The organism is Aeromonas caviae (genome assembly GCF_000819785.1).
Taxonomy (GTDB): Bacteria; Pseudomonadota; Gammaproteobacteria; order Enterobacterales; family Aeromonadaceae; genus Aeromonas; species Aeromonas caviae.
Genome location: NZ_CDBK01000105.1, coordinates 910 through 12,888, shown reverse-complemented (window position 1 = coordinate 12,888; position 11,979 = coordinate 910). Strand labels below are relative to the sequence as shown.

Here is an 11,979-nt window from a genome sequence, read left to right as displayed (position 1 = left end):
GTTGTTATCGGCCATTCCGATGGCCTTGCTTCCTGCCCCAAGGGTGGGGGCCATTGCATTAAACTGGAATTAATCGACCTTGTAAATGCCTGGTTAAACAACAAAAAACCGGCCACTAGGGCCGGTTGTCGGTTTACGCTCGGGGTCAGGCTGCATGCTCGACCGTGTTCGGTTGAGACAATCCTTCCAGCTCGCCAGGAGCGAAGTTGTCCACCTGGATCGCCTCGTAGCGCAGGGCATCGGCGGCCAGCAGCTTGTCCGCCTCCTCCTTGCCGAGGATGGACTGGGACAGGGCCGCAGCCACCAGCTCAGGCAGCGCCAGCTTGCGGGGCAGTCTGCCCTCTTTCTGGGCCTGCACCAGCTTCTTCTCGATGGGCTGCACCGAGACCATGGCCTGGAAGGCACGCTCCATCAGCCCCACCGGATCCGCCTCGTCCTTGCCCACATAACAGAGCGCGGTCAGCCGATCCCGGAACTCGCCCGGCGTCATCATGGCCAGACAGATGGCATGGCAGCGATCGTCCGCCGGCATCTTGTAACCGACGCCGAACGGGAACACCACCCGCTTGAGTACGGCACCCACCACCTTGTTCGGGAAGTTCTGGAAGAAGCCCTCGAACGCCTTGCCAATCAGGTAGAGGTTGCGCTCCACCGCGTACTGCACGAACGGCAGGTCAGAGACCATGCGGCCCTGATCCTCGTAATGCTTGAGGGTGGCGGAGGCCAGGTAGAGGTGGCTCAGCACGTCACCCAGACGGGCGGAGATCATCTCCTTGCGCTTGAGATCGCCACCCAGCATCAGCATGGAGACGTCGGCGCACAGGGCCAGCCCTTTACTCATGCGAGAGAGCTGCTTGTAGTAGCGGGCGGTTTCGCCAGCCACCGGGGCACTGTTGAACTGGCCCAGGGTCAGCCCCTGGAACAGGGCACCGAAAAAGTTGCCGGTACCGAAGGCGATGTGTTTCATCAACAGGGCGTCAAACTTCTCGAGACCGCGCTCCACATCGGTGTCGGCCGCCGCTTCCAGCTCGGCAAACACATACGGATGGCAGCGGGTGGCCCCTTGCCCGAAGATCATCAGGTTGCGGGTCAGGATGTTGGCCCCTTCCACCGTGATGGCCACCGGAATGCCCATGTAGGCGTAGCCGGTGTAGTTTTTCGGGCCCAGCTGGATGGCACGACCGGCGTGGATGTCCATGGAGTCATCCATCACCTGGCGGGCCATCTCGGTCATGTGGTACTTGGAGATCGCGGTGACGATGGCCGGTGCCTGACCCAAGTCCAGGGAACCTGCGGTCATGCGACGAGCGCCTTCGAGCTGATAGGTGAGGCCGCCGATGCGGGCCAGCGCTTCTTGCACACCTTCAAACTTGCCGATGGACATGCCGAACTGCTTGCGCACATAGGAGTAGGCGCCCACGGTGCGGCTCGCCATGTGACCGCAGGCGGTGCCAAGGGCTGGCAGCGAGATGCCGCGACCGGCGGAGAGGCACTCCACCAGCATGCGCCAGCCGCGGCCGGCGTAATCCGGGCCACCGATGATCCAGTCGAGCGGAATGAACACATCCTTGCCGAAGGTCGGGCCGTTCAGGAACGCCAACCCCATGGGGTAGTGGCGATCGCCGACGCGCACGCCAGGGTGACTGGTCGGGATCAGCGCACAGGTGATGCCGATCTCTTCCTTGTCACCCAGCAGTTTTTCCGGGTCATAGAGCTTGAACGCCAGCCCCAGCACGGTGGCGCGCGGCGCCAGGGTGATGTAGCGCTTGTTCCAGTTCAGGCGAATGCCCAGCACCTCTTCCCCCTTGTGCATCCCCTTGCAGACGATCCCCTTGTCCGGGATGGCGCCCGCATCGGAGCCCGCTTCCGGCCCGGTCAGAGCGAAGCAGGGTACCTCCTTGCCGTTGGCCAGCCCCGGCAGCCAGAAATCTTTCTGGGCCTGGGTGCCGTAATGCATCAGCAGCTCGCCCGGGCCGAGGGAGTTGGGCACCATGACGGTGACCGCGACGCTCAGGCTCTTGGTGGCGATACGGGTGACGATGGTGGAGTTGGCAATCGCCGAGAACTCGCGGCCGCCGTAGGATTTCGGGATGATCAGGGAGAAGAAGCCTTCTTTCTTCAGATAGTCCCACACCGGCTCCGGCAGGTCCTTGGTCTCGTTGACGATCTTGAAGTCGTCAACCATGGCGAGCAGGGTTTCGACCTGGTTGTCGATAAAGGCCTGCTCTTCTGCGCTCAGCTCGGCCTTGCCGTAGCCGTGCAGTTTCTTCCAGTCCGGGTTGCCGCGAAACAGCTCCCCGTCCCACCAGACGGAGCCGGCCTCCATGGCCTCCCGCTCGGTGGCCGACAGGGGCGGCAGTATCTTCTTGAAGATGCCGAACACGGGGCGGGTCACCACCTTTTTACGGATGGCGGGGACACCGAGCACCACGGCTATCGCCAGCACCAGCAGGACAAGCAATGTGATCATACCGAAGTTCCTTCTATTTCACTGTTTCCGTTGATTATTGTTAGGTGTTACACGGCCAGGGAGAGCCTGGTCGACTCCACGGGCGCCCCGACACCGGACGCCAGATAAGGAATGACGTTGCGCACCAGCCCTTCCACATCGAGCTGCTGGCCAAAATCGGCCTGGGCGATGTCACGCAGGGCATCCGCAGAGGCCATGGTGAAGACGACGGTGCCCAGGGTGAAGTGCAGGCGCCAGAAGAGATCCGCTGGCGACAAATCCGGATTGGCCTTGGAGATGGCCTGGGTGATCCCGTGCAGGGTCGCCCCATAATGGGTGGTAATAAAGCGGCGCAGGTGACCCTGACTGTCGATATAGCCGCGCCCCAGCAACTGCATGAAGAGCGCCGGGCCATTCGCCCTGACGGCCGACAGTTTCATCAGGGGTTCGACAAAGCTCTCGAACACCTGCAACAGGGTCAGCTGATCCTGCGCCATCAACGTCTGCAACCGCCCGTCCAGTGCCGGCATGAAGAGGCTCAGATAACGGTCGAGCACCGCCTGGATAAGCTCCTTCTTGGAGCCGAAGTGATAATTGACCGAAGCCAGGTTCACATCGGCCTCGCTGGTGATCAGACGCAACGAGGTATCGGCGAACCCCCGCTCGGCAAACAGCACCTCGGCGGCGTCGAGAATACGGTTCTTGGTATCGATTTTACTCACTGGACACCTCACTTAAACGAATGTTTAAAAAGTACGTTTCACGCCCACCCATGTCAAGAGAATGTGAACAAGTGTTGGCTAAATGTTTTTAATCAAAAAAGAGGGAAGATGGCGGGAACTTCGCGGCGAGACGGCACTCTATATCTATGCCACTGCAATTAAACATTAAGTCTCGCCCAACCTGCGTTATGCTAGTTGGGCATTTTTTTGGCCTGCCGTCACCCGATGCGCCGACAGAGAACCAAAAAAACCGTCGCAGGGGCGACGGCGGGGAAAACGGGTCTGACCATCCAGTGTCGACCCATCGATGGGTGTTCAGGCTTGCATCGATGTCGTCATCCTCGCAGTGAAACGTCATCAGACTTTGTCAGCACAGACCCAAATTGTGACAAAGTATGGCAACCAGCCACATGGCCCGGCTTCACCAATCTTGCTATGCTGTCGCCTCATGCCAGAGGGGAGAGAAGATGAAGTATACGGTCGATACCCACACGCACACCGTCGCCAGCACCCACGCCTACAGCACCATTCACGATTACCTGCCCATCGCCAAAGCCAAGGGGATCAAGCTGTTCGCCACCACGGACCATGGCCCGGACATGGCAGATGCTCCGCATTACTGGCATTTCGTCAATCTGCACGTGTTGCCCAGGGTCGTGGACGGGGTCGGCATCCTGCGCGGCATCGAAGCCAACATCAAGAACATTGACGGTGAAATAGACTTCCCCGAGCGCTACGAGTCCCGGCTCGACATGATCATGGCGGGCTTTCACGAACCGGTGTTCCCCCCCTGCGATCAGGCGACCCACACCCAGGCCATGATCAACGCCATTCGAAGTGGTCGGGTCGACATGATAAGCCACCCCGGCAACCCCGCCTTCCCCATCGATATCCAAGCGGTGGTCAAGGCAGCGGCAGAGTATCGAGTGGCGCTGGAGGTCAACAACTCCTCGTTCAGTCACTCCCGTGCAGGCAGCGAAAGCAACTGCCGCGCCATCGTCGAGGCAGCGCGCGATCTGGGTGCCTACCTCACTTTCGGCTCCGACTCCCACGTGGCATTCAGCCTCGGCGACTTTGATCACTGCCATCGGCTGGTCACCGAAGCCAACTTCCCACATGAGCGGATCCTGGCCCGCTCCCCCCGCGCCCTGCTCGATTTTCTCGAGAGCCGCGGCCGTGCCCACATCCCGGAGTTCGTTGACCTCTGATATGCCTTAACATCATGAGCCAACTCATAAAATCGAGTTGGCTCAATTGACTTGTCCGGCTTTTTTCACGACTCTGAACATCAAGCCGCCGGTATAGCTCAGTTGGTAGAGCAGCGCATTCGTAATGCGAAGGTCGTAGGTTCGACTCCTATTACCGGCACCAGACAGACGAAGGGTGGCCTCAGTGCAAGGCCAACCCTTCGTGCTGTTTGTCCCGGGTCTCTGGCCAAGACGCCGGTGTGACTGCACCAGAACCCCCTCCCCCTCCAGGACACCGCCATCCGCGACGGTCCTGTTCATCTTTCAGAGCCTGACGCACCAACCTGGCCCCACCATCAGAGAGGGCAGCCAGGCAGCCACGCCCCGGCTGCACCTGGGTGAGCATCGTTATCCCGGGGCGCCTCAGCGCTGGGCATAGATCTGGTCGAACACCCCGCCCTCCTTGAAGTGAGTGCGCTGGATCACAGGCCACTCGCCGAAGGTCTTCACCACGTCGAGGAAGATGGCGTTCGGGAAACGGTCTGCAAACTCGGCGAGGATCGCCGGGTTGCGCGGGCGTAGATAGTTGCTGGCAGCAATGCGTTGGCCTTCGTCAGACCAGAGATAGGCCAGATAGGCTTCGGCCTCCTTGCGGGTACCCTGCTTGTCGACCACCTTGTCCACCACTGACACCGGCAGCTCGGCCACGGCGGTGACGCTCGGATAGACCACCTCGAAGCTGCCACGACCGAACTCCCGAGCAATCATCTCGGCTTCGTTTTCGAACGTGACCAGCACGTCCCCTATGCGGTTCTGGATGAAGGTGGTGGTGGCAGCGCGGCCGCCGGTGTCGAGCACGGGAACCTGCTTGAACAGCTTGCCGACAAATGCCCTGGCCGCATCTTCATCGCCCCCCTGCTCCAGCACATACCCCCAGGCAGACAGGTAGGTGTAGCGGCCGTTCCCCGAGGTCTTGGGGTTGGGCACGATGACCTGTACCCCCTCCTTGAGCAGATCAGGCCAATCCTTCAACCCCTTGGGGTTGCCCTTTCGCACGATGAACACGGTGGCCGAGGTGAAGGGGGCGCTGTGATCCGGCAGGCGATCCGCCCACCCCTTGGGCACCAGGCCCCCATGCTCGGCGAGGGCGTTGATGTCGGTGGCCATGTTCATGGTGATGACATCGGCGGGCAGGCCGTCGATGACGGCGCGCGCCTGCTTGCTCGATCCGCCGTGGGACATGTTGATCTGCAGTGGCTCCCCACCTTCGGCCTGCCAGTGCTTCAGGAAGGCTCCGTTGTACTCCTTGTAAAAATCGCGCATCACGTCATAGGAGGCGTTGAGCAGGGTGGTCGCCTGGGCCAGCGGGGCGAGAGCCAGTCCTGCAACAAGCAGGGTGGCGGGCACGAGTCGTTTCATTTCACATCCTTGGAATGAGGGGCGAGTGACTGACTATAAGAGCCGACCATTTATTCTTTGAAAGAATAATTACTGCTCAGCTTATGCGATAAATGGCATCTCCTGGGTCCGGCGCAACGGATGACGGCGATGAGGTGGTCACCTCCAGGCGGGCCATGATGGCTGCCGAGGACGGCGCCCATGAGCCTGGGGCTCCTCCTGCCCGCTTCCTGCCCCGGGCAGGGAGCGCCGTTGTCACCTGCCTCGATTTGGCTTCTCGACATGACAGATAAAAAACGGGGCGAACCTAGTGGTTCACCCCTGATGCTTTTTACGTCAACCCCGACGGGTCACCCCTGTTTGTCTGATGCCGACTCTGCGTCCTTCGGCGCCTGCCAGCCGCCACCGACGGCCTTGTAGAGGGCGACCTGGTTACTCAGCTGGGCGAGCCGGGTGCTGATGAGCCCCTGCTTGGCGCTGAACAGGGAGCGCTGGGCATCGAGGCGGGTCAGGTAGCTGTCCACCCCTTGCTCGTAACGCACCTCCGCCAGCCTGAAGTAGGTCTGGTTGGCATCCACCAGCGCCTGTTGCGCCTGCAACTGCTGCGCGTAGTCCGCCTGGGCACCGAGGGTGTCCGCGACCTCCTTGAAGGCGGTCTGGATGCTCTTCTCGTAGCTCGCCACCGCCTGCCTAGTCCCCACCTCGGCCACGTCCAGATCCGCAACGCGCTTGCCGCCATCGAAGATGGGCAGATTGATCTGGGGCATGAAGGTCCAGGTGCCGGTGCCGCCGTCAAACAGACCGCTCAGCTGGTTGCTGGCGGTGCCCGCCGTCGCGGTGAGCGAGATGGTCGGGAAGAAAGCGGCGCGGGCCGCCCCTATGTTGGCGTTGGCCGCCTTCAGGTTGTGCTCCGCCGCCAGGATGTCCGGGCGTTGTTGCAACAGGCTGGAGGGAGCCCCCACCGGGATCGGCGCCAGTTTCACCTCGGCCAGGGTAGCCGGTTGTGCCGCCAGCACCGGGATATCGGTGCCAAGCAGCAGGGCCAGACCGTTTCTGTCCTGCTTCACCAGACGCTGGTATTGCGCCTGGCTGACCTTGGCGTTTTCCAGTGCCGTGCGCCCCTGGGCCAGCTCCATCTCGGAGGCGGCGCCCAGGCGGTATTTGTGCTCGGTCAGGGCATAGCTCTCCTGCTCGGTGGCGAGGGTCGCCTGGCTCAGGGCCAGCAACTCCTGATCCGCCAGCAAGGTGAAGTAGGCATTGGCCACCGAGGCCACCAGCGCAATCTGGGTGCTGCGCTGGGTCTCGATTTGCGCCAGATAGGTCTCAAGGGCCTGATCTTTCAGGCTCTGGATCCGGCCAAACAGATCCAGCTCATAGGCGGTGATGCCGATGTTGGCGCCGTACTGGCTGCTGATGGTGCCCTGCCCCGTACTACTGAGGTCATCGGATCCCTGCTGGCGGGTACCGCTGCCACTGGCGGCCAGGGTCGGCAACTGGGCCGCCCGCTGGATACGGTATTTCGCCTCGTAGGCCTCGACGTTGAGGGCTGCCAGGCGCAGATCCCGGTTGCTCTCAAGGGCGGTGCCGATCAGCGTCTGCAGGGCCGGGTCCTGGAACTGCTGGCGCCAGGGGGCAAGTTCCCCCTTGGCGGCCAGGTCAGCTTGCCAGGAGGCGCCTTGGGGCAGCTCGGGGCGCTGGTAGTCGGGGGCCATGGAGCAGCCCCCCATCATCAGGGTCACGCCCAGGGCGATCAGGGTCTTAGTCATGGTTGATCTCCTTGGTGTGAACACTCTCTTCCCCGGCATGCTTGCGTTCGGTGAAATAGCGCATCACCAGCACGAAGAAGAGCGGCACGAAGAAGATGGCGAGCACGGTGGCACTGATCATCCCCCCCATCACGCCGGTCCCGATGGCGTTTCGGCTGCTGGCGCCCGCCCCGGTACTGATCACCAGGGGCAGTACCCCCAGGATGAAGGCGAGCGAGGTCATCAGGATGGGGCGCAGGCGCTGACGCGAGGCCTCCACCACCGCATCCCCGAGCCTCATCCCCTTGTCGTGCAGCTCCTTGGCGAACTCGACGATGAGGATGGCGTTCTTGGCCGACAGCCCGATCGTGGTGAGCAGGCCCACCTGGAAGTAGACGTCATTCTCAAGCCCGCGCAGGGTCGCGGCCAAAATGGCCCCCAGCACCCCGAGCGGCACCACCAGCATGACCGAGAACGGAATGCTCCAGCTCTCGTAGAGGGCCGCCAGACAGAGGAAGACCACCAGGAGCGAGATGGCGTACAGGGCCGGCGCCTGGGAGCCTGCCTGACGCTCCTGGAAGGAGAGGCCGGTCCACTCGATGCCGATCCCTTCCGGCAACTGTTTCACCATCTCCTCGATGGCCGCCATGGCGTCACCCGTACTCTTGCCAGGGGCCGCCTCACCGACGATCTCCATGGCGGAGACACCGTTGTAGCGCTCAAGACGGGGCGAGCCGAAGCTCCACTCCGTGCTGGCAAAGGCGGAGAAGGGCACCATCTGGCCCGCGCTGTTGCGCACGTACCACAGCTTCAGATCTTCCGGGTTCATCCGGAAAGGGGCATCCGCCTGCAGATAGACCTTCTTGACCCGGCCTCTGTCGACGAAGTCGTTCACATAAGAGGAGCCCCAGGCCGCAGACAGGGTGTTGTTGATGTCGGTGATGGAGAGCCCCTGGGCCAGCGCCTTCTCGTAATCGATCTTGATGTCGAGCTGGGGCGTGTCTTCCATCCCGTTCGGGCGTACCCGCACCAGGTTGGGATCCTGCGACGCCATGCCGAGCAACTGGTTGCGCGCCTGCATCAGCTTCTCATGACCCAGACCGCCGCGGTCCTGCAGGAAGAAGTCGAAGCCGGTGGCCGTGCCGAGTTCCGGAATGGGGGGCAGGTTGAAGGCGAAGACCTGGGCTTCCTTGATGCTGAACAGGAACCCCATGGCGCGGCCGATGATGGCATTGGCGCTGCGCTCTTCTCCCTTGCGCTCACTCCAGTCCTTGAGCTTGATGAAGGCCATGCCGCTGTTCTGACCGCTACCGGCGAAACTGAAGCCCGCCACCGTCAGCACGGAGTCCACGTTCTCCTTCTCGTTCTCGAGGAAGTAGTCGCGCATCTCCCCGAGCACCACCTCGGTCCGCTCCTTGGTCGCCCCCACCGGGAGCTGCACCATGGACATGATGACCCCCTGATCCTCTTCCGGCAGGAAGGAGGTGGGCATGCGCATGAAGAGCACCGCCAGCACCGCCAGCATGGCCAGATAGATGATGCCGTAGCGGGTGCCCTGCTTGATCACCTTGCGCACGCCGTTCTGGTAACGGTTGGCGTTGGTGTCGAAGAAGCGGTTGAACCAGCCGAAGAAACCGCGCTGGGCGCCGAATTCACCGTGCTTCATGGGTTTGAGCAGGGTGGCGCACAGGGCCGGGGTCAGGATCAAGGCCACCAGCACCGAGAGCACCATGGCCGAGACGATGGTGAGGGAGAACTGGCGATAGATGGCACCGGTAGAGCCACCGAAGAAGGCCATGGGCACGAACACCGCCGACAGCACCAGGGCGATGCCCACCAGGGCGCCGGTGATCTGGGTCATGGACTTGCGGGTCGCCTCGAGGGGGGAGAGATCCTCCTCGCTCATCAGACGCTCCACGTTCTCCACCACCACGATGGCGTCATCCACCAAGAGGCCGATGGCGAGCACCAGACCGAACATGGTCAGGGTGTTGATGGAGAAGCCGAAGGCCGCCATTACCCCGAAGGTGCCGAGCAGGACCACGGGCACCGCGATGGTCGGAATCAGGGTTGCCCGGAAGTTCTGCAAGAACAGATACATGACGCAGAACACCAGGAAGATCGCCTCGATCAGGGTCTGCACCACCTCCTCGATGGAGATCTTCACGAACGGCGTGGTGTCGTAGGGATAGACGATCTCCATGTTGGCCGGGAAGTACTCGGAGAGTTCACCCAGCTTGGTCCGCACGTGCTCGGCGGTGTCCAGGGCGTTGGCACCGGTCGCCAGCTTGATGGCGACGGCGGCGGTGGCCTGGCCGTTGTAGAGCGCGGTCGCGTCGTAGTTTTCACCGGCAAGTTCGACCCGGGCCACGTCCTTGAGCTGGACCTTGGAGCCGTCCTGGTTCACCCGCAGCAGGATGTTGTTGAACTCCTCCACGGTGGAGAGCCGGGTCTGGCCCATGATGGTGGCGGTAAATTGCTGATCGCTCACCGCAGGGGTCCCCCCCAGCTTGCCGAAGGCAACCTGGGCATTCTGGGCCTTGATGGCGGCCTGAATGTCGGCCGGGGTCATCTGCACCCGGTTGAGCTTGTGGGGATCGAGCCAGACACGCATGGAGTACTGGCTGCCGAACAAGGTGATGTCACCGACCCCGTCCAGACGGCTCAGGGGCTCCTTGATGTTGGCTACCACATAGTCCGCCAGGTCATCGTTGGTCATGGCGCCATCGGTGGAGATGAAGGCGGCCACCATCAGGAAGCTGCTGGAGGTCTTCTGTACCCGCACGCCCTGTTGCTGCACCTCTTGGGGCAGGAGCGACATGGCCTGTTGCAGCTTGTTTTGCACCTGCACCTGGGCGATGTCGGGATCCGTACCCGGCTTGAAGGTGAGGGTCACGCTGACGTTCCCTGACGAGTCGGATTGCGCCGACATGTAGAGCAGGTGATCCAGCCCGGTCATGTTCTGCTCGATGATCTGGGTCACCGAGTCTTCCACCGTCTTGGCGGAGGCCCCCGGGTAGCTGGCGGAGATGCCAACCGCCGGCGGGGCGATGGTCGGGTACTGGGCCACCGGCAGGCCGATGATGGCCATGGCCCCGGCCAGCATGATCACCAGGGCGATCACCCAGGCGAAAATGGGTCTATCTATGAAAAAACGTGCCATGAGGCGACTACTCCATCCTACTGCTTGGTTGCCGGGGTCTGTTGTGCGCTGTTGCCGGCACGTTCAGTGGGCGCCACCACGACCCCGGGTTTGACTTTCTGCAGACCGGCGACGATCACCTTCTCGCCAGCCTTGAGACCGGACTCCACCACCCAGCTGTCGCCGGACATGCGGCCGACCTGCACTTCACGCAGTTCCACCTTGTTGTCCGCCGTCACCACCATGACGGTGGCACCGCCCTTGGGGGTACGGGTCACGGCAGTCTGGGGCACCAGCAGGCCTTGCGGGCGCTCGCCCTCCTGCAAGGTGGCGCGCATGAACATGCCGGGCAGCAGCAGTTGATCCGGGTTGGGCACGATCACCCGCAGGGTCACCATGCCGGTCGCCTCGTCCACGGTCACATCGGAGAACTGGAGGGCCCCTTTCTCGCCATACTGGCTGCCATCTTCCAGCTGGAAGCTGACACCGGCCCCGTCCTTCTCCCCCTGGGTCAGCTTGCCCTCGGCCACCAGGCGCTTGAGGCGCAGCAGGTCGGCGGTGGACTGGCGCACGTCCACGTACATGGGATCGAGCTGAGAGATGGAGGTGAGGCTGTCCGCCTGCTGGGCGGTCACCAGGGCACCCTCGGTCACCGCAGACTTGCCGATGCGGCCGCTGATGGGGGCCGTGATGCGGGTGTAAGCCAGGTTGATGTTGGCGGTCTGCAATGCGGCCTTGGCGGCCCCGATCTCGGCCAGCTGCTGTTTCCAGGCCGCGTCGGCGTCGTCATACTCCTGGCTGCTGATGGCTTTCACCTTCACCAGCTCGGCGTAGCGCTGGGCCTTGAGGCGGGCGCTGCGCTCGTTGGCCTCGGCCTTGGCGAGGTTGGCCTTGGCGGAAGCCACTTCGGCCTGATAGACGGCGGGATCAATCTGATAGAGCAGTTGACCGGCCTTGACGTCGCTCCCCTCGGTGAACAGGCGCTTGAGGATGATGCCGTTCACCTGGGGACGCACCTCGGCCACCCGCAGGGGGGCGGTGCGGCCGGTGAGCTCGGACAACAGTTGCAGAGGGGCCGTATGGAGGGTGACCACGTCCACGGCGGCGGGAGGCATCTCCCCCATGGCCTGCTGGGCCCCGTCCTTGTCACCACAGCCAGCCAGCAGGCCGCTTGCCAACAAGGCAAGGCCGACCGAACGTGCGAGAATATGTTTATGCATCAAGTCTCTGAACCTCAGTTTCAATCAAAAAGAAGTGACAAAACCACAGGGTTTATAAGGCCCCTGTTGGTAAAACGGCGAAGATGAGGCAATATACATACATTCATGAATGTATG

The 11,979-nt window shown here is 62.4% G+C and carries 7 protein-coding genes and 1 tRNA gene; 2 read left to right on the top strand and 6 right to left on the bottom strand.

Annotated features, from left to right (window positions below; translation table 11 throughout):
- Window positions 1–145: 145 nt before the first annotated feature.
- Together BN1120_RS18655 and BN1120_RS18650 are read right to left on the bottom strand one after the other, a co-directional pair.
- Complete coding sequence (locus BN1120_RS18655) at window positions 146–2,470, bottom strand: acyl-CoA dehydrogenase (protein WP_042017491.1); 2,325 nt, start codon at window positions 2,468–2,470, stop codon at window positions 146–148.
- 47 nt (window positions 2,471–2,517) lie between these two features.
- On the bottom strand, window positions 2,518–3,171 hold the full coding sequence (locus BN1120_RS18650) for a TetR family transcriptional repressor PsrA (protein WP_005324182.1): 654 nt from the start codon (window positions 3,169–3,171) through the stop codon (window positions 2,518–2,520).
- Between the two features lie 467 nt (window positions 3,172–3,638).
- On the opposite strand from BN1120_RS18650, the gene BN1120_RS18645 reads away from it, so the two are divergent.
- Both BN1120_RS18645 and BN1120_RS18640 read left to right on the top strand, forming a co-directional pair.
- Window positions 3,639–4,379: a phosphatase gene (locus BN1120_RS18645; RefSeq protein ID WP_005324180.1), complete on the top strand. Its 741-nt coding sequence runs from the start codon at window positions 3,639–3,641 to the stop codon at window positions 4,377–4,379.
- Window positions 4,380–4,466: 87 nt separating this feature from the next.
- A tRNA-Thr gene (locus tag BN1120_RS18640) sits at window positions 4,467–4,542 on the top strand.
- A 239-nt stretch (window positions 4,543–4,781) separates the two neighbouring features.
- On the opposite strand, the gene BN1120_RS18635 is transcribed toward BN1120_RS18640, so the two are convergent.
- The 4 genes from BN1120_RS18635 to BN1120_RS18620 all read right to left on the bottom strand — a co-directional run bounded on the left by BN1120_RS18635 (window position 4,782) and on the right by BN1120_RS18620 (window position 11,863).
- Window positions 4,782–5,777, bottom strand: a complete 996-nt coding sequence (locus BN1120_RS18635) for a sulfate ABC transporter substrate-binding protein (protein WP_042017489.1) — start codon at window positions 5,775–5,777, stop codon at window positions 4,782–4,784.
- A 329-nt stretch (window positions 5,778–6,106) separates the two neighbouring features.
- On the bottom strand, window positions 6,107–7,522 hold the full coding sequence (locus BN1120_RS18630) for an efflux transporter outer membrane subunit (RefSeq protein ID WP_042017486.1): 1,416 nt from the start codon (window positions 7,520–7,522) through the stop codon (window positions 6,107–6,109).
- Window positions 7,515–10,664, bottom strand: a complete 3,150-nt coding sequence (locus BN1120_RS18625; protein WP_010673711.1) for an efflux RND transporter permease subunit — start codon at window positions 10,662–10,664, stop codon at window positions 7,515–7,517. The genes BN1120_RS18630 and BN1120_RS18625 overlap by 8 nt, the downstream gene beginning before the upstream one ends.
- 17 nt (window positions 10,665–10,681) lie before the next feature.
- Window positions 10,682–11,863 (bottom strand): efflux RND transporter periplasmic adaptor subunit, encoded by a 1,182-nt coding sequence (locus tag BN1120_RS18620; protein WP_010673710.1) that lies wholly within the window; start codon window positions 11,861–11,863, stop codon window positions 10,682–10,684.
- Window positions 11,864–11,979 lie beyond the last annotated feature (116 nt).

Excerpts from the sequence above, each read along its gene's own strand:
- BN1120_RS18655 (WP_042017491.1), bottom strand. The coding sequence starts at position 2,470 with ATGATCACATTGCTTGTCCTGCTGGTGCTGGCGATAGCCGTGGTGCTC.
- BN1120_RS18645 (WP_005324180.1), top strand. The coding sequence starts at position 3,639 with ATGAAGTATACGGTCGATACCCACACGCACACCGTCGCCAGCACCCAC.
- BN1120_RS18635 (WP_042017489.1), bottom strand. The coding sequence starts at position 5,777 with ATGAAACGACTCGTGCCCGCCACCCTGCTTGTTGCAGGACTGGCTCTC.
- BN1120_RS18630 (WP_042017486.1), bottom strand. The coding sequence starts at position 7,522 with ATGACTAAGACCCTGATCGCCCTGGGCGTGACCCTGATGATGGGGGGC.
- BN1120_RS18625 (WP_010673711.1), bottom strand. The coding sequence starts at position 10,664 with ATGGCACGTTTTTTCATAGATAGACCCATTTTCGCCTGGGTGATCGCC.
- BN1120_RS18620 (WP_010673710.1), bottom strand. The coding sequence starts at position 11,863 with ATGCATAAACATATTCTCGCACGTTCGGTCGGCCTTGCCTTGTTGGCA.